This is a genomic window from Cupriavidus sp. 21MJTG02-4 (genome assembly GCF_057798975.1).
Genome location: NZ_JBYOJP010000023.1, coordinates 16,373 through 33,430 on the forward strand (window position 1 = coordinate 16,373; position 17,058 = coordinate 33,430).

The 17,058-nt window shown below is 62.7% G+C and carries 14 protein-coding genes; 10 read left to right on the forward strand and 4 right to left on the reverse strand.

Annotation, left to right across the window (positions count from 1 at the left end; genetic code table 11):
* Positions 1-172 precede the first annotated feature (172 nt).
* Complete coding sequence (locus AC3FKH_RS30790; RefSeq protein ID WP_488679476.1) at positions 173-1,309, reverse strand: zinc-binding dehydrogenase; 1,137 nt, start codon at positions 1,307-1,309, stop codon at positions 173-175.
* A 409-nt stretch (positions 1,310-1,718) separates the two neighbouring features.
* Between AC3FKH_RS30790 and AC3FKH_RS30795 the strand changes: the two genes are divergently transcribed.
* The 8 genes from AC3FKH_RS30795 (at position 1,719) to AC3FKH_RS30830 (ending at position 10,650) form a co-directional block, all read left to right on the forward strand.
* Entirely contained in the window at positions 1,719-3,230 is a 1,512-nt protein-coding gene (locus tag AC3FKH_RS30795) for an aldehyde dehydrogenase family protein (protein ID WP_488679528.1), read from the forward strand.
* 249 nt (positions 3,231-3,479) lie between these two features.
* On the forward strand, positions 3,480-4,433 hold the full coding sequence (locus AC3FKH_RS30800; protein WP_488679477.1) for a type 2 periplasmic-binding domain-containing protein: 954 nt from the start codon (positions 3,480-3,482) through the stop codon (positions 4,431-4,433).
* Between the two features lie 51 nt (positions 4,434-4,484).
* Positions 4,485-5,657: an acyl-CoA dehydrogenase family protein gene (locus tag AC3FKH_RS30805; protein WP_488679478.1), complete on the forward strand. Its 1,173-nt coding sequence runs from the start codon at positions 4,485-4,487 to the stop codon at positions 5,655-5,657.
* Positions 5,658-5,733: 76 nt separating this feature from the next.
* Positions 5,734-7,245 carry a class I adenylate-forming enzyme family protein gene (locus tag AC3FKH_RS30810; RefSeq protein WP_488679479.1) on the forward strand — a complete coding sequence of 504 codons (1,512 nt, stop codon included), beginning with the start codon at positions 5,734-5,736 and terminating at the stop codon, positions 7,243-7,245.
* Between the two features lie 48 nt (positions 7,246-7,293).
* Positions 7,294-8,085, forward strand: a complete 792-nt coding sequence (locus AC3FKH_RS30815) for a crotonase/enoyl-CoA hydratase family protein (protein ID WP_488679480.1) — start codon at positions 7,294-7,296, stop codon at positions 8,083-8,085.
* A 47-nt stretch (positions 8,086-8,132) separates the two neighbouring features.
* Positions 8,133-9,254 (forward strand): thiolase family protein, encoded by a 1,122-nt coding sequence (locus AC3FKH_RS30820; protein ID WP_488679481.1) that lies wholly within the window; start codon positions 8,133-8,135, stop codon positions 9,252-9,254.
* Between the two features lie 19 nt (positions 9,255-9,273).
* Positions 9,274-9,714: a Zn-ribbon domain-containing OB-fold protein gene (locus AC3FKH_RS30825; RefSeq protein ID WP_488679482.1), complete on the forward strand. Its 441-nt coding sequence runs from the start codon at positions 9,274-9,276 to the stop codon at positions 9,712-9,714.
* Positions 9,715-9,729: 15 nt separating this feature from the next.
* Positions 9,730-10,650, forward strand: coding sequence for a LysR family transcriptional regulator (locus tag AC3FKH_RS30830; RefSeq protein ID WP_488679483.1), 921 nt, complete (start codon positions 9,730-9,732; stop codon positions 10,648-10,650).
* A gap of 328 nt (positions 10,651-10,978) precedes the next feature.
* Here AC3FKH_RS30830 and AC3FKH_RS30835 read toward each other — a convergent pair whose 3' ends face one another.
* The gene (locus tag AC3FKH_RS30835) at positions 10,979-12,124 is read right to left on the reverse strand and encodes a glutathione-independent formaldehyde dehydrogenase (protein WP_488679484.1); all 1,146 of its coding nucleotides are present in this window, start codon (positions 12,122-12,124) and stop codon (positions 10,979-10,981) included.
* 589 nt (positions 12,125-12,713) lie between these two features.
* Here AC3FKH_RS30835 and AC3FKH_RS30840 point away from each other — a divergent pair.
* On the forward strand, positions 12,714-14,390 hold the full coding sequence (locus AC3FKH_RS30840) for a putative bifunctional diguanylate cyclase/phosphodiesterase (RefSeq protein WP_488679485.1): 1,677 nt from the start codon (positions 12,714-12,716) through the stop codon (positions 14,388-14,390).
* Positions 14,391-14,750: 360 nt separating this feature from the next.
* The gene (locus AC3FKH_RS30845) at positions 14,751-15,551 is read left to right on the forward strand and encodes a YecA/YgfB family protein (RefSeq protein WP_488679486.1); all 801 of its coding nucleotides are present in this window, start codon (positions 14,751-14,753) and stop codon (positions 15,549-15,551) included.
* Between the two features lie 116 nt (positions 15,552-15,667).
* Here AC3FKH_RS30845 and AC3FKH_RS30850 read toward each other — a convergent pair whose 3' ends face one another.
* Positions 15,668-16,105: a GNAT family N-acetyltransferase gene (locus AC3FKH_RS30850; protein ID WP_488679487.1), complete on the reverse strand. Its 438-nt coding sequence runs from the start codon at positions 16,103-16,105 to the stop codon at positions 15,668-15,670.
* A 198-nt stretch (positions 16,106-16,303) separates the two neighbouring features.
* Complete coding sequence (locus AC3FKH_RS30855; protein ID WP_488679488.1) at positions 16,304-17,047, reverse strand: sulfite exporter TauE/SafE family protein; 744 nt, start codon at positions 17,045-17,047, stop codon at positions 16,304-16,306.
* Between the last annotated feature and the right edge of the window lie 11 nt (positions 17,048-17,058).

Genomic DNA, 17,058 nt, shown 5'->3' on the forward strand with positions numbered 1-17,058 from the left:
AAATCCAACACCTGATATCTCGAAAACGAATAGCGCTGGGGTGGCTTTGCGAGCGATCTGACCGTTGCGTACGACAACGTCTTCGGCGTTTGGACGGTTCTGCTGGCAGCCTTCCTGCGGGCACGACGGCCATACGGCCATGCTCCTTGGCGCGGCAAGGCACCTTGCGGCTTTATCCAGCCACGCCCTTGTTCGGGTTGATCAGGTACTTCTCTCCCGTCGCCCGCTTGTTGTAGACGGCGATCACGTCCAGGTCCAGTACCTCGGCCAGCGAGATCTCTTTCGAGTAGTGGCTGGCAAAGGTCGTCTTCAGCTCCGCCACGACGCGTTGCTTCAGCGCGTTGGCCCGCTCGCGCCCGATTTTCTGCAGGAAGGGAAACAGCAGCCAGCCGCCCATGCCCCACGCCATGCCGAAGTTGCGGCTGAACTCGGTCGGGCTGGTGTCCAGGCCGCCGTAGAGGTAGACCTGCTTGTGGGTGGTCGAGCCATAGCGGCTGTATTCGCGGGCCGTTTTGTTCAGGGCCGCTTCCATGCAGGCGAGGATCTGGCCGCCGAGCTTGCCGCCACCCGTGGCGTCGAACGCGATCGTTGCGCCAGTGGCGACAAGTGCCTCGGTGAGGTCCTGCATGAACGTCGGCGACGCGGTGTTGCAGACGTGGACCGCACCTTGTGCCTTGAGCAGGTCCGCCTGCTCTTGCTTGCGCACGATGTTCACCAGCTTGATGCCATCCTTGATACAGATCTGATTGAGCATCTGGCCCAGGTTGGACGCCGCGGCGGTGTGCACCAGGGCGCTATGTCCTTCGAGCCGCATGGTCTCGACCATGCCCAGTGCCGTGAGCGGGTTGACGAATGACGACGCGCCGTCAGCAGGTGTGGCGCCTTCGGGCAGGACCAGGCACTGATCCGCGGGAATGCAGCGGTACTGCGAGTACATCGCGCCGCCGATGGCAGCGACGGTCTTGCCCTTCAAGGCTTGCGCCGCGGGGGACGAGCCTGCATCGACGACCACTCCCGCGCCCTCATTGCCAACCGGCATGGATACATCGAGGCGGCCCGCCATGCTGCGCATCGCGCCCTCCGGAACGCGCGCGGCGACGACGGGGCGCTCGGCCGTGCCGCTGGCCCTGGCCGTGCTCATGTCCGCAGCGCCGAACAACAGGCCGAGATCCGACGGGTTGAGGGGAGAGGCTTCAATGCGGACAAGCACTTCATCCGGACCGGGATGCGGCGTGTCGATGCTGTCCAGCGACAGCTCGAGTTCACCGCTGCTCTTGATTTGCGAACGAAGTTGAAGTGCGGTGCGCATGCGATGTCTCCTTGGTCTGTCGGTTTGCGGTGAGCGGCGCGGCCGCGGGGGCTGTTTTCGCCAGCAGTCAGCAATGTAGCAAGTTCCTGCGAATCCCGTCGGGGGCCGGAAATTCAGGTCATGCGTCGGCCGACAGGCCATCATGCATCGCATTGATTGCAGGAGGGCGGGTTCGTCCAAGCGGGCCTGTCATGAAATGCAAAGCAGCCGACGTGTGCAGGGAAGCGATTTGCCGGCTCGCTCTGTACCGTGTTCATTGAAGCCACGTCTTACCGCTTCAGCCGACAAGATGGCGCAGCTAAGCCCTGTTCTCTTTTTCAGAACACGATTGCTGATCGTGTGCCATTGAACAGCCTCCACCCTCCAACCATACTGGCCCGGACGAACACCACTGACTGGAGCATTCATGATGGAGCAATCGAAAGCAGGATTCCTGGTGGCGGCCTTTGCCGAATTCTTTCCTGGTGCCAAGGACATCGGTTCGTATGTGGGAGGGATGCTGATCCCGGGCACCGGCGACGAGATCCAGTTGTTCGACCCCGCGACCGGAGAGAAGAGCGTCACCTATCGCGACGCGGGTGCCGACGTGGCGGCGCTGGCCTGCGCTGCCGCGCGCGAGGCGCAGAAAACCTGGTGGGGCATGACCCACGCCGCGCGTGGGCGCACGCTGTTCGCGGTGGCCGCGAAAATCAGGGAGCACGGCGAAGCCTTGGCCCGCCTCGAATCGATCTCGACCGGCAAGCCGATCCGCGACAGCCGGCGCGAGGCCGAGATGGTGGCCGAGATGTTCGAGTTCTACGCGGGCTGGGCTGATAAGTTCCATGGCGACGTCATCGCCGTGCCGACCACCCACCTCAACTACACGCGCCGCGAGCCTTACGGGACGATCCTCCATGTCACGCCGTGGAATATCCCCATCCTGTCGTTCGGCTGGCAAGTCGCGCCGACCCTCGCTGTCGGCAATGCAGTGCTGCTCAAGCCGTCGGAACTGACGCCTTTCACGTCGCTGGCGATAGCCGCGCTGGCTGAACAGGCCGGCCTGCCTGCCGGCTTGGTCAATGTGCTGGCCGGCTACGGCCATACGACGGCCCAGGCAGCCATCGCGAACAGCATCGTGCGTAAGGTCGTCTTCGTCGGCTCGCCCGCAACGGGCGCAAAGATCGCCGAATCTGCTGCGCGGCACCTGATCCCGTGCATCCTTGAACTCGGCGGCAAGTCCGCGAATATCGTCTTCGAAGACGCAAACCTGGACATGGCCGCAATTGGCGCCCAGGCAGCCGTCTACTCGGGCACGGGCCAGAGCTGCACCGCCGGATCGCGCTTGCTCGTGCAGCGCCGAATCTACGACGAACTGGTCGACAAGGTGGCAGAGGGCGCGCGCCGGCTGCGCATCGGGCATCCGCTCGAATCGTCGACGGAGATTGGGCCGATCAGCAACCGCAGCCAGTACGAGCACATCAAGCGGATGATCGTCGCGGGCGTCGCAGAAGGCGCCCAGCTCGCGGCCGGCACCACGGAGTTCGAGCCAGGCGGCTATTACGTCAAGCCGACGCTGTTCGCCGGCGTCTCGAACTCGATGCAAATCGCCCGCACCGAGATCTTCGGACCCGTGATCGCCGCGATTCCGTTCGACACGGAGGAGGAAGCGATCGCGATCGCCAATGACAGCGAATTCGGCCTGGCCGGTGCAGTGTGGACCAACGACGTCGCCCGCGCGCACCGTGTGGCGGGCCAGGTGGACGCCGGCACATTCTGGATCAACGGCTACCGCTCCGTGCATGTTGCCTCGCCATTTGGCGGCTACAAGAACAGCGGCTACGGGCGCACGAGCGGCGTCGAGGCGCTTTACGAATACACGCAGACCAAGAGCGTGTGGGTCCAGACCGCCGCCACGCCCACGACGCGGGTGGGCCGTTCGTGACTTGACCGCGAAGCGGAGAAGAGCTGGATCGCGCCAAGCGATTCGTTGTGCCCGCGACGCCCGCAGACTCGATCAGCGGAGCTACCGGCGTCGCGATTCACTTCATGTCGGCTATCAGGAGTTTAAGAAATGCGTCTGATGTCCAAGCTTCGCAGCATCGCCTGCGTCCTGGCGATGCTCTGCGGCACGGGTATTGCCCATGCGCAGGAATTTTCCGGCCGCGTGGTCAATGTGATTGTCAATTTCCCGGTGGGCGGCCCCACCGACCTGGAGGGGCGCGTTTTTGCGCAACATCTGCCGCGCTTTCTGAAAGGCACCAGCGCTGTCGTCGTTCGCAATGTATCCGGCGCGGGCGGCATGATCGGCGTCAACCAGCTCGGCGACGTCTCCGAGACGAACAAGCTCAACATCGGCTTCTTTACCTGGGACCCGATGCAGCAGATCCTGCATCATCCGAACTTGCGGGTCCAATTCAACGACTTCAAGTTCATTGCCGGCATGGAGCAGACCAACCTGCTTTACATTCGGCGTGACACCGCACCGGGCATCGCCAAGCCTGCCGACATTGCCAACGTCAATCCGTTTCGTGCCGCGGTACTTTCGAATGGCTCGGACTGGTCGGCGTTGCGCCAGAGTCTGGCCCTTGACCTGCTAGGCGCCAAATACCGGACCATCACCGGCTACAAGGGGACGCGCGAGGCCGAAGTGGCGATGCTCCAGGGCGACATCCAGTTGGTCAGTAATTCCTTGCCCGGCTACAACTCCTTTGCCAAAAACAGCCTGGTGGGCAGGGGTCTCGCGATTCCACTCTTCCAGTTCGAGCGCGGCGATGGCAACCGCAGTCCCAATCTGCCCGATGTGCCTACCTTCCTGGAGCTCTATCGCGAAGTCCACGGCGCCAATGTGAGCCCTGGCGGTGCGAAGTGGGAAGCGCTGCAGTTCCTGAACAGGATCTCGCGCATGGCGCGGGTGATCTTCATGCCGCCCAATGCCCCCGATGCTGCCGTCGCTGAACTGCGCAGCGCCGTGGAAAGGATGGCGAAGGATCCGCAATTCATGGCGCAGTACGAAAAGGCGGCGCTGGCGCCGGCACATTTCGTCCTGGGTGCCGACGGAGAGCGCGTCATTGCGGAACTGAGAAGGTCGCCGCCGGGGATGGAGACCTTCTTCAACCAGTACATCCAGTCGAATTCATCGCGCTGAGCGCTGCCCGTGCGGCATGCGCGCACGCAGGGGCGCTAAAAGGAAATGGGTATGGACGGAGACGAAATGATGAATTTTGCGTTACCGGAAGAACTGCGCATGCTGAAGGATTCGCTGCGCCGCTTTGTGAATCAGGAGCTCATCCCGGCCGAACTCACGGCTCGCAAGGACGACAAGCTGATTCCCGAACTGCGTGCCCGCGTCGAGGCGTTCGGGAAAGAGCTGGGGCTTGACAAGTTCGACGTGCCCGTCGAATACGGCGGACTGGGCTTCGGCTTGCTCGCCAAAACCGTCGTGTGGTCCGAACTCGCCCGCACGGTGGCCTTGCCGGTACGGGCGATCAATCCGTTCGGCGCGACGGTGTACCCCGTGCTCTATGAACTCGACGCTGCGCAAAAGGAGCGCTTTCTCTTGCCGACACTGCGCGGCGAACTGAAATGGTGCTTTGCCCAGACCGAGCCCGATGCGGGTTCCGACCCCGGCGGCATGAAGACCACCGCCGTGCGCGACGGCGATCATTACGTGATCAACGGCTTCAAGCGCTTCATCACCGGCGCGGCTGATGCCGATTATGCGCAACTGATGGCCGCGACCGACCGCACAAAGGGCTCGCACGGGGGGATCTCTGCCTTCATCGTCGACATGAAGGCTCCGGGGGTCAAACTGCTGCGCGCACAGAAGATGCTGGTCGACGACACGCCTTGGGAAATCGCCTTCGACGATGTCAGAGTGCCGGTGGAAAATCGCATCGGCGCCGAAGGCGAAGGCTTCAAGCACGCACAGAAAGTGCTCACCGCACTTCGCGTGCGTCACGGCGCCAAGGCCTGCGGGGTGATGGAGCGCTGTCTCGAGCTGGCCGCGGGCTACGCGAACGAGCGGGTGACCTTCGGCAAGCCGCTTGCTGAACGGCAAGGCGTGCAATGGTCGATTGCCGATTCCTACCTGGAGTGGCATCAGCTCGAACTGATGGTCAGGCACGCAGCGTGGAAACACGATCGCGGCGAGGACATTCGTACGGAGGCTTACATGGTGAAGAACTTCGGTGACGGCAAGTCCTTTGAAGCTGCGGATCGATGCATGCAACTCCACGGCGGTATCGGACTCTCGACCGAACTGCCGATCGAGAAATTCTGGCGTGATCAGCGCAGCATGTTGATCACCGATGGACCGACCGACGTTCTCAAGATCGCCATTGCGCGGCATGCATTGAATGTGTTCGGCTGATGGCACTGGTCCGCCAGGGCGCATTGCCGATCCAGGCAATGCATCGCGCCCGAATCTGTTTCCTTCTGGAGAACCCATGAATCCAAGCCGCATCCACGAACTCCTCGAGCCGTGGCTCGCGAGTGAGCCCGACCGCGAATTCATCCATCTGCCCGATCGCACTGTGACCTATGCCGAGGTCGGCGCGATGGCCAGCGCCCTGGAGGCGGAGCTGCTCGCCCTGGGCGTGCGCCCCGGCGATCGGGTGGTAATCGTGACGGAAAACTGCACCGAGCATATCGCCTTGCTGCTCGCTTGCAGTCGCGTCGGCGCCTGGTCCTGCGGAGTCAATGCCCGCATGGCTGCCGGCGAAGTCGACGCGTTTGCGCAATTGGTCGATGCGCGGCTGATCTACTTCACCACGGGGGTCTCGGCGGTGGCAATGACCCATGCCCGGCGCCACCAGGCCCGGTCATCGACACTCGACGGACTCATGCACGGCGACGTGAACCCTGAGGCGGTCGCCGAACAAGGCAGCGAAGCCGAACGCGTCGCGGCAATCATCTCAACCTCCGGTACCACCGGAAGGCCCAAGGGCGTCATGGTGACTCACGCGGCCGTGCTGCATGCCGCGCGCGTCTCCTGCAAATCCCGCGGCCTCGGGCGCGACGATCGCTTGTGCCTGTTCGTGCCGATGACCCATATCTTTGGCCTCGCCGCCGTGCTGGCCTCGTCTCTCCATTCGGGCGCAACCTTGGTCTTGCGGCAGACGTTCTCAGCCGCCGACGTGCTCGACGCACTCGCCCATCATCGGGTCAGCCAACTGCAAGGTCCGCCGGCGCTGTATTCACGCCTCCTTGCCCACCTCGACAGCCATGGCATTGCCCGGCCACCAGCGCCGCATCTGCGCTACCTCTACACGGGGAGCAGTCCGCTCGATATCGCGCTGAAGGAGCGCGTGGAGGCTTGTTTCGGCCTGCCGCTGCATCACGGCTATGCGAGTTCGGAAGCCCCCGTCGGCTGCGCCACCACAAGCAACGTGCGGCGCCCGGACACCGCCGCGGGCTATCTCCTGGAAGGCATGTCCATACGCATCGTGGACCCCGACCATCGCGATGTAGCGGCAGGAGAGACCGGAGAGATCTGGCTCGCCGGGCCGTATCTGACGCCGGGTTACTTTCGCGATCCCGAGGCTACGCGGCAGGCGTTCCGTCCCGGCGGCTGGTATGCCACCGGTGACCTTGGGCGGCTGGGCGAGGACGGCGCGCTTTTCATCGTCGGCCGACTGAAGGAACTCATCATCCGCTCCGGCTTCAATGTATATCCGGCAGAAGTGGAAGCTGTGCTCAATCAGCATCCCAGCGTGCAGCGCTCGGCGGTCGTCGGGCAGCGAGAGCCTGATGGCAACGAGAAGGTGATCGCCTTCCTCGAGCTCCGCGACGGCGTGCGCTTTGATGAGCAAGTCCTGCGCGGCTACCTGCGCGAGCAACTGGCCCCCTACAAGCAACCGGCACTGCTTCGCGTGTTGCCCTCCTTGCCGATGACCGACACCGGCAAGTTGCTCAAACGAAATCTACTTGCCCACCTCGATGCAGCGGCGCAGGGATGACCGGGCTGTTGTCCTCGTGAAATGAACGAATCAAGGAAGGAGAAAGAGATGAGTAACGAAGTAGTAAGTTATGAACTCGATGGCGACGTTGCCCTGATCGGCCTCAACCGCCCGGCCAAGCGCAATGCCTTCAACGACGAATTGCATAAGCAGTTGCACACGGCAGTGATGCGCGCGGGTGAAGAAGCCAGGTGTGGCGTTCTGTTTGGTCATGGGGAGTGCTTCAGCGGCGGGCTGGATCTCGCCTACGCCGCGGCAATGTGGGAAAGCGGCAAGGAGCACAAACTGCCGTATCCCCGCAATTACGACACCGAGCTGATCGCCCGGGGCAGGATACCGTTCGTCTCTGCCTTGCATGGCGCCACCATCGGTGGTGGCTTCGAGGCCGCGGCCAGCACCCACATCCGGGTCGCCGACGAAACGGCGTTCTTCGCCCTGCCTGAGGGCCAACGTGGCATCTTCGTCGGCGGCGCCGGCTCGGTGCGGATCAGCCGGCTGATCGGGACCGCCCTCATGACGGATTTGATGTTGACGGGACGCGTGCTGAACGCCGAGGAGGCGCTGCGCTTCAACGCGGTGCAGTATGTGGTGCCCAGGGGACAGGCGCTGGAGAAGGCCGTCGCATTGGCCCGGCGCATCTGCGCCAACGCGCCGCTGACCAACTTCGCCATCACCAATGCCTTGCCGCGCATCGCGGACATGTCTTACGACGATGGCATTTTCGTCGAGCGGCTGGTCAGTGAATATACCCTCAGCCCCGAAACGACCGCCCGTCTGAGCGAGTTCCTGAACAAGAAAGCCGTGCCCATCAAGGCGCCCGGTGGCGGGGGGACGCTGTGAACTGCCTGCGCGATTCGGCGATCGTCGCTTTTGCCGAAACCAAGGTCATGGAAAAAAGCGATCGCGACGTCTGGGAGCTTGATGCCGAGGTCCTCGAAGCCTTGCTCGAGCGCAGCGGCTTCGAGAAGGCGGAGATCGACGGCCTGGTCATGGCCGGCTTTGGGCTGACAGCGGCCGGTGAGAGCTTCTGGGCCCAGGTCACGGCCGACCAGCTCGGCCTGGAACTCGACTACTGCGACCAGGTGCATATCGGCGGCTGTTCAGCCACCGGCAGCGTCGCACGTGCCGCGGCGGCGATCGATGCCGGCCTGTGCACCACGGTTTTGCTGCTGTTCGCCGATACTGGCGTGGCGGAAAACAACCGCGGTGACCGAAGCTTCCGCCGCGAGTGGGCCGATCCGTACGGTGTCTTCGGCCCTCCCGACGCTTTCGGCTTGCTGACGCGGCGCTACGAGCATCAGTATGGACTCGACTACGAGATGCTGGGCAAGCTCGCGGTCACCCAGCGTGCCCATGCCGTGTTGAACGAGAACGCCTGCGAGAAGCTGCGCAAGCCGATCACGATCGATGACTACCTCAACTCGCGCATGATTGCCGACCCGATACGTCTGCTCGATTGCGTCATGCGCTGCGACGCCGCCTCCGGCCTGCTGATGACCAGCAGGCGGCGCGCCAGGGAAAAGGGCATCGACAAGTTCGTCGTACCGATCGGCTACGGGGAGCGGACCAACTTCCAGGGCGGGGAGAACTTCGTCGATGTTACCCGCGGCGGCCACGAGGCTTGCGGCACACGCGCCCTCGCCCAGGCGGGACTCGCGCCCAAGGATGTTGCATCGTTTCATCCCTACGACGATTTCATCATCGCCATCATGCTGCAGCTCGAGGCGTTCGGCTTTTGTGGGCGTGGTCAGGGCGTGCAGTTCATCCGAGAAATGAACTTTGCCTTCGATGGTGATCTACCCTTGAATACCGGCGGCGGCCAGATCTCGGCGGGGCAAGCGGCATGCTGTTCGCACAACCTGATCGAGGCAGTGAGGCAGTTGATGGGCGAAGGCGGCGCGCGTCAGGTCAGGAACACCGCCAATGCGCTGGTGAGCGGCATCGGCTGGATCAATTACTCGCGCAACTGGGGCACGAGCAGCGCCCTGGTCCTGGCTCCCAACGCATGATCCCAACACAAGGCGGACCATGGAAACAGCTATTCCCGAACTTCTCAATGATACGTTTGCTGTCAAGCGCGCGATCAAGCCATCCAGCTTCACGCAACCATTCTGGGCGGCCACACGCGAGAAGAAGCTGGTCATCCAGTATTGCCGGGCGACCGGAAAGTACCAGCATTACCCGCGCCCAACCAGCATCTTCACCGGCCGCAAGACCGACATTGAATGGCGCGAAGTCTCGGGTTGCGGCGAAATTTTTTCATGGACCGTGGTGCGGCGCGGCGCCGCGGCTTTTCGTGGACACGAGCCCTATGTGGTCGCATCGGTGACCCTCGATGTCGGCGTCAATGTGATTGCCAACCTGGTCCATTGTTCGCTGCATGAGGTTTGCATCGGCATGAAGGTCGTGCCTTGCTGGCTGCCGATAGACGATGGCATGCACCTGCTGATGTTTCAACCGGAGCGGTAGAGGAAGAACGACCGCATGCCAGCCCCCTACACCGAAAGCCGTATTGCTTACCTGTATGAAGCGGTGCGCTGCGGCACAGTGCGCGCGGCGGCCGACTTCCTCGACATCGCGCCCTCTGCCGTGAGCCGGCAGATCGCACTGCTCGAGGAGGAACTGGCCACGCCGCTCATCGAGCGCAACAAGCGAGGGGTCAAGCCAACCGACGCTGGCGCGCTGTTGCTCGAGTACTTCTCGCAACAGCGTGCCCACCAGGCCGACCTCGTTTCCAAGATCCAGGAATTGCGCGGACTGCGCCGCGGCAAGGTCACCGTCGTCATGGGTGAAGGCTTCGCGTCGACGATGGTCGGCGGCCCGATACGGCAGTTCCGCGAAAGCCACCCGGAAATCTCGCTCACAGTGGACCTGTGCAGCACCAACGAAGTGGTGCGTCGCGTGGCCGAGGACGAGGCCGACATCGGGCTAGCGTTCAACCCGTCGCCCGACCCCAAGGTCGTCAGCCGCTCTGAATCGCGTCAACCGATGCACGCGATCGTTGCGCCGGATTTCCCGCTCGCCGGCAAGTCCGGATCGGTCACGCTGCAGGACTTGCTTCCTTATCCGCTGGCATTGACGCATCCGGAGCACGGCACGCGGCGGCTGGTGGAGGCGGCGATGCTGCTCGACCGCGTCAGGCTGACGCCAGCGTTGACAACGAATTCGGTCACCTTGCTCAAGCTGTTCATCACCAATAATCTCGGCTTCACGTTTCTGGCGCGGATCGCGGTTGCCCCTGAACTGGAAGCCGGCCAACTGATGGCAATCCCGGTCGAGAACCGGTTACTGCAAAGTCCGGAGGCTCAACTGATCACGCGCGTGGGCCGACAGCTTTCGCCTGCCGCGAACCGGTTGCTGCAACGACTAGCGGCGCAGATCCATCAGTACGACGCGGCGCTATGACCTACGCCCACATCTTTGGGCACGCATACGGGCCTGCGGGTGTTGCTCCTTAATGACAGCCGTAACCGCCGCTAAGCTTGCGAGGCCGCTCAGGGCCTTCTGTTGCCACTTGGGCCAGCGCGGCGCTGTGAACATGAGACGATGGCCGGGTTCGGCCATCAGCAGCCTCTTGGGTTGACGCCACCGAATGGCCGCTTCCTTAGCGAGAAGAGCCACCTCTGGTACGCCTACGCATTGACCCCAGCATGACCTCGAAGCGCGGAGATGCAATGTGAAAACCGGGCCAGTCGGGCATGCTCCCTACCGACCCGTTTTCCCGTTGTTTGGGTCACGCTCCAGTCTTCAGGATGACTTTCGTCCAGCCTTTGTCACGGTTGTCGAAGTGCTTATAAGCGTCGGCGGCGTCATCCAGACGCAATTCGTGTGAAACAATGAAAGACGGCTTGGCTCGCCCCACGTGAATTAGATCGCGCAGTTGCCGATTGTAGGCCTTGACGTTGCACTGCCCAGTAGCAAAGCGCTGCCCCTTGAACCATGCTGTCCCCCAATCGAAAGCGAGCTGCCCCTTCTTTGCCAGCTCGTCCTGGGCACCGGGATCCTCGGGCACGAAGACGCCGACAACGCCAATTCCGCCCGTACTCTTGACCGACTTGACCAGGTTGTTCATCGTTGCGTTAGGTACTTCATGACCATTGTGCTCATGGCATTGATAACCCACACACTCGCAACCGACGTCGGCGCCCTTCCCATGCGTGAGAGACAGGATTTGCTCGACGGGATCGTCCTTTGAATCGTCCACTGCAACAGCACCGATGCTTTGGGCAAGGCGCAATCGGTCTGGATGGCGGTCGACCACCATGACGTTGCAAGCGCCCTTAATCATTGCTGAATGAGCGGCCATCAGGCCAACAGGCCCGCATCCGTAGATGACGACACTGTCTCCTGGGCACATGCCAGCCAATTCTGTGGCATGCCAGCCAGTGGGAAAGATGTCAGCCACCATCACGTAGTCGTTCTGCTTCTGTTCGGCATCAGGCGGCAGTTTCAGGCAATTGAAATCTGCCCATGGCACGCGAAGGTACTCGGCCTGGCCGCCCTCGTAAGGGCCCATGTCGGCAAATCCATAGGCTGCACCGGCCATGCCCTCCTTCGGATTGGCCGTCAGGCAAAATCCCGTCAGGCCCGTTTCGCAGTTGCGGCAGTGTCCGCAACCAATATTGAATGGCATGCACACCCAGTCGCCAACCTTGAGCCGCTCCACTGCGCTTCCTGCGTCGACGACGCGCCCCAGGTTCTCGTGGCCAAAAATTCGGCCCGTTTCAAAATCCGTCCGCCCCTCGTACATATGAAGATCGGACCCACAGATATTCGTGCTCGTGATCTTGACGATGACGTCGGTAGATCGTTCGATTTTCGGATCGGGCACGTCTACGACCCTTACGTCCTTCGGACCTTTATAAACAACGGCTCTCATACAAGCTCCCATGTTTGGCACTTCAGAGCATGTGCCGGTCAGTGGCATGCGTTGCGGCCGCCCAGACTGCCTTTGCGTACGGGCCGGCGCAACATACTTCCTCGCGTATCGCCCATGGCTGTTACCAAACCAGTCGTGAGTCCAGAAGGCGACCGCATCGGTCGTGCCACGGTTCATCCCCAGCCCGCCTGTCGGCGCCTGCTTTGGCGCTTTCGTCGCCCCGACGGTATGTCGTGGATGCCGCCCGGCAACTCCGCAGTAACTTCCGTGCGTCAATTTTTCAATTTCGACGAAACATCTGCCATTCGCTTCTGCGCATTTGCGCAACTGACAACGAAAGAACCCGCACCTATTGCCAGCAACCGTGACCAGGCGTTCGTTGACTTCTTGCGTGGAGCGCGTCCGGTCCCTGCGGGTCATACCCGTAACGGCACATGTGACCTCACCGCGCCGAGCATCTACCGCAGGGGCGCCAGCGCAGAAGGGCTTTCGGCTCGCCAACGTGCGAATTTCCTCTTACGATACGGCCTGTTAGTGCTTGCAGACATATCGGGGCCGTTGTAAAGGTCGATCAAGGTAGGGCTAGAACGTGGAAAGTTTTCAAATCCTCGATCACATCACGGACGGCGTCATGGCGCTCGACCGGGAGTGGAAGTTTCGGAACATCAACCAAACCGCTGCGAGGCTGCTCAAGCGTCGGCCTGCGGACCTGCTGGGTCGCGAGATCTGGGCCGAGTACCCTGACCTCATCGGGTCGAGCTACGAAACAGCCTATCGGCAGGCGGTCGAGTCAGGTGTTCCCAGCACCGCGACCGACTTCTACGCGCCGCTCGGTACCTGGTTTGAAGTGCGGGCGTTCCCCTCCGACGACGGTCTCGTCGTGCTTGTCCGCGATGTCACCGAAGCGCGCGCGATCTCCGAACGCTTGTCGCGCCAGGCAACGCATGACGAATTGACCGGCCTCATCAACCGGCGGGAACTGCTACTGCGCCTAAACCGTCTTGTCGACGAAGGCACGGCCGCTTCCGTCGATCTACTCTTCATCGATCTTGACCGCTTCAAAGATATCAACGACTCGTACGGCCACGCCGCGGGCGATGAAGTGCTACATGCCATCGGTGAGCGTCTTTTCGGCATGTGCGCTGAAGGCTCGAATGTTTCCCGCATCGGAGGTGACGAGTTTGTCATTTTTCTCGTCAACGCCCCTGTGGGCGAGGCCGAACGGGTCGCCCGCGACGTCACAATACGCATGAGCGAGCCTATTGAGACGTCGAGCGTGCGGGTCTCGGTGGGCGCGAGCATCGGCGTGGCGCGCTACCCCGTCTCGGCATCCAATGCGGGCGAGCTGTTGCGGAACGCGGACATCGCGATGTATCACGCGAAGCGCGCGGGCGGTTCGCAGGTGTGGTCGTTTGGCAAGGAGGATGCGCTGCGCCTCTCGCATCGCCGGCGGCTACGCGCGGATCTGGAGAGTGCGAGCGCTGCGCACCAGTTCGAACTGCATTACCAGCCACAACTGGATCTGCATACAGGCCGCGTCTACGGAGTTGAGGCGCTTCTGCGATGGAACCATCCGCAACTGGGGCTGCTCACGCCGGCCGATTTCCTCGACGTGCTGCTTGCATCCACGGCCTACGAGGCGACGGGCGACTGGCTAATTCGCCTTGCGTTCCGCCAGGCGGCGAAATGGCAGGCGGCGAGCCGCATGCCGTTCAAAGTCGCCGTCAATCTCTCGGCCACGACGATTCAGAACTGCGATCTCGCCGCACTGGTTTCGGAGGCAGCCGAAGCAGCCCGCGTATGCGCTTCCACACTTGACATCGAGGTCACCGAGACTGTCGTCATGAGCGATTTCGCCGCCGCGTCGCGCGCGCTTTCCGCTGTACGAAGGCTTGGCGTGACCGTCTCGCTCGACGATTTCGGCACCGGCTACTCCAGCCTCGCATACCTTACACGGCTGCCTGTCGATCGCATCAAGATCGACAAGTCGTTCGTGCAGGACCTCACGGCTAAGGAGACCTGTCACCAGGCACGCGCAATGGTCGAAGCGATGGTCGCGCTCGCGCGTGCGCTGGGCATCAGAACAGTCGCGGAAGGCATCGAGACCGAAGCGCAATTCGCCCTCGTCAAAGAACTCGGCTGCGATGCCGTGCAAGGATATTTAATTGGCAAGCCGGTATCGGCAGCGCGCATCAAACCTTACGCCGAGATACGTTTCGGGGCGGTTGGAGCTTCGTGGCACGACGCAGGAAGCGGATCGCGCTAGCAGTCAAACGCAGCCCTCGGCGGCACCGTTAGCGATGTCATCTGTGCGTGAATGACCGTTTGTGAATTTGGAAGCGACTTTCCGAGCAACATAGGACGGTCGGCCGTTGAGGGTCGGTAGTTGCCCTTGGCGCTAAGAAGCCCGCACCTGAATCGGCGGAGGGCCGAGACCGGCCAACAGGAGCCACTCGGGAGCGGCCGTCGCTCCGGCGAACGGCCGCGGGGATGCACCCGGCTTCGCGCGCGGTACCGAAACGTCACGGTCTCGCAAGTCGTACGACGCACTTCTGCAAAGGGCCGCGCTATACTTCGCGGCGATGCGTCCAGCGCATCCCCACCCTGCACCGCGAGAACCCGCCTCATGACCGAAGCCACCGCCCTGACGCCCGACGAACTCCAGGAGCTTGATGATCTGCTGGACGACCTGCGCCAGCGCGCTGAGGAAATCCCGCAATGGGAGTTCTGCGACGGCTTTCTCACGGCCCTGGTCTGCACGCGCCGCCGCATCCCGGCTGCCGACTACCTGCCCATGCTGCTGGGCGACGGCGCGGCGCTCGACGTGGCCGAGGGCAGCCCGCTGCCGTTGCTGCCCGCGTTCCATGAAGCGGCTCAGCAGACCCGCTTCATGGAGCTGTGGCAGCGTCGATGGAACGAGGTTGAGCATCAGCTCGACCAGCCCGTGGAGACGCTGGAGGACGAACACACCTTCTATCCCGAGGCCATGGACATGCGCGGCGCCATCTTGAGCCTGCCCCAGGAAGAGCGCGCGGAGATGGACGGGCGGAAAATCCCGTCGTTTGGCCAGGTGTGGGCGCTGGGCTTCATGTTCGCGGTGGAGAACTGGCCCGAGGAATGGGCCGCCCCACGCGACAAGGAAGCCGCCCAGTGGCTGGACGACGCGCTCGACGCCATTGTCGCCCTGACCGAGGACGACACCGGCCGGCCCGAGGTCTGCATGTACAGCGAGGATGGCCCGCCCAGCACCAGCCAGGCGCGCGTTGAAACCTTCGGCGAGGCGATCTGGGCTGTCTACGACCTGCGCCAGATCTGGAAGAGCCTGGGCCCGCGCGTGGAGGCCGTGGTGAGGGGCGACCAGCCCGGCCGCAACGACCCGTGTCCTTGCGGCAGCGGCAAGAAGTTCAAGAAGTGCCACGGGAGATAAGGGATTCAGACAGAATTGGCCGATTGCCTGCCCGAATTGCTCAGGCGAGTCGCATAAGGTGGCTGGTCGCCGCTGCCCAAAGTCGGACGAATCGCGTTGACCGTGGCCGGCTTGCCTTAAGGCAACAGAACCTTCTTCATTGATGGCGCGGGGTGTAGCACATAGTTCTCTCGCTCATAGAACGGAACGGCTTCCGGCCGCGCGTCAAGAAATATCGCGGTCATACCACGAGCACGGGCGTCGGCTTCGGCATATTCCATCAAGGATCGGCCAACACCACTCCCTCGGCCCGTCGCATCGACCACGAGGTCATCGATATGAAGGTGTGCCCCCCGCGCCAAGGTGTGGACGGGTCTCATACCTATCACTCCGATAATCTTCCCACCATGGAATGCTGCCACAAGCTCGTAGCCCGAATACGATTGCAGGCGGGTCCGCTCCAGGAATTCGGGTTCTTCAAGGGACCGAAGCTGGGCGATGACAGGGTATGCCTGCATCCATTCGGGCGGCGACAGCCTTCTGATTTCCAACCTGCTGCAGCGATATTCAGTCATGGCTCAAGTCGATCGTCACTCGAAAAATCCAGATTGTTGCACGGAGCCGAGCAGCGAGGTTTCTCGAAGGTTGGGCATTCGAAGGTCCGCTTCCGAGCTGGCGGTTTCGGGGTCGTAAGGCGCCAGTCGGCCGTAAAGCTGACAATCGATAATTTTTAGATGAGAGGGGTGTGAGCAAACGAATTCCCTCTCATATCCCTACATCATCAACCCCTGACAAAGCACCGACACACCGCTGGCCGCCAGGAACAGCATCAGCACGCGCCGCACCACGTCGGCAGGGAAACGCTTGCGCAGCCGGGATCCCACCGCTAACCCGGCCAGGCTGAACGGCACCGCGAACGCCGCGCTGCGCAGCAGGTCCGCCTGCTGCAGCAGTCCGCTGCTGGCAAACGCAACCAGGCGCATGCCCGCACTGACCAGGATCACCGCCGCGATCGTGGCGCGGAATTCATCGAGGTGCGGCAGGCGCCTGGACAGGTACATGGTGTAGATCGGCCCGCCCGTCCCGAACAACGCGCTGAACACACCGCCAACGATACCCGCCGGCGCCGACCATGCCGTGCCTGCGGCCGGCGCGCTGGCCGCAGCAGGACGAAGCAACGCGCGGCCCGTCATGCCCAGCACGAACACGCCAAGGCCGACCAGCAGCCAGCGCGACTCGACCCTGGCCAGCACCGTGGTGCCAAGCGCCACCCCGGCGACCATGGACGGCACCAGCCGCAGCAGCTCGGAGCGCGCAATGGACTTGCGATTGCGCAAGCCGACCATGGCGGTCGTGACAAGGTCCAGCAGCAACAGCATGGGCACCACGAACTGCAGCGGAATGAACTGGACCAGCACGGGCACCGCCACCATCGCCGCGCCAAAACCGGTCAGCCCGAATACCGTGTAGGCGGCGGCAATGGTCGCCCCCAGGACCGCGTAATGCTCGCTACCCATGCTGTCAGCCC

Coding starts and splice junctions, on each gene's coding strand:
- AC3FKH_RS30805 (WP_488679478.1), top strand. CDS start 4,485: ATGGACGGAGACGAAATGATGAATTTTGCGTTACCGGAAGAACTGCGC.
- AC3FKH_RS30850 (WP_488679487.1), bottom strand. CDS start 16,105: ATGACTGAATATCGCTGCAGCAGGTTGGAAATCAGAAGGCTGTCGCCG.
- AC3FKH_RS30835 (WP_488679484.1), bottom strand. CDS start 12,124: ATGAGAGCCGTTGTTTATAAAGGTCCGAAGGACGTAAGGGTCGTAGAC.
- AC3FKH_RS30795 (WP_488679528.1), top strand. CDS start 1,719: ATGGAGCAATCGAAAGCAGGATTCCTGGTGGCGGCCTTTGCCGAATTC.
- AC3FKH_RS30810 (WP_488679479.1), top strand. CDS start 5,734: ATGAATCCAAGCCGCATCCACGAACTCCTCGAGCCGTGGCTCGCGAGT.
- AC3FKH_RS30830 (WP_488679483.1), top strand. CDS start 9,730: ATGCCAGCCCCCTACACCGAAAGCCGTATTGCTTACCTGTATGAAGCG.
- AC3FKH_RS30825 (WP_488679482.1), top strand. CDS start 9,274: ATGGAAACAGCTATTCCCGAACTTCTCAATGATACGTTTGCTGTCAAG.
- AC3FKH_RS30820 (WP_488679481.1), top strand. CDS start 8,133: ATGGAAAAAAGCGATCGCGACGTCTGGGAGCTTGATGCCGAGGTCCTC.
- AC3FKH_RS30815 (WP_488679480.1), top strand. CDS start 7,294: ATGAGTAACGAAGTAGTAAGTTATGAACTCGATGGCGACGTTGCCCTG.
- AC3FKH_RS30790 (WP_488679476.1), bottom strand. CDS start 1,309: ATGCGCACCGCACTTCAACTTCGTTCGCAAATCAAGAGCAGCGGTGAA.
- AC3FKH_RS30845 (WP_488679486.1), top strand. CDS start 14,751: ATGACCGAAGCCACCGCCCTGACGCCCGACGAACTCCAGGAGCTTGAT.
- AC3FKH_RS30855 (WP_488679488.1), bottom strand. CDS start 17,047: ATGGGTAGCGAGCATTACGCGGTCCTGGGGGCGACCATTGCCGCCGCC.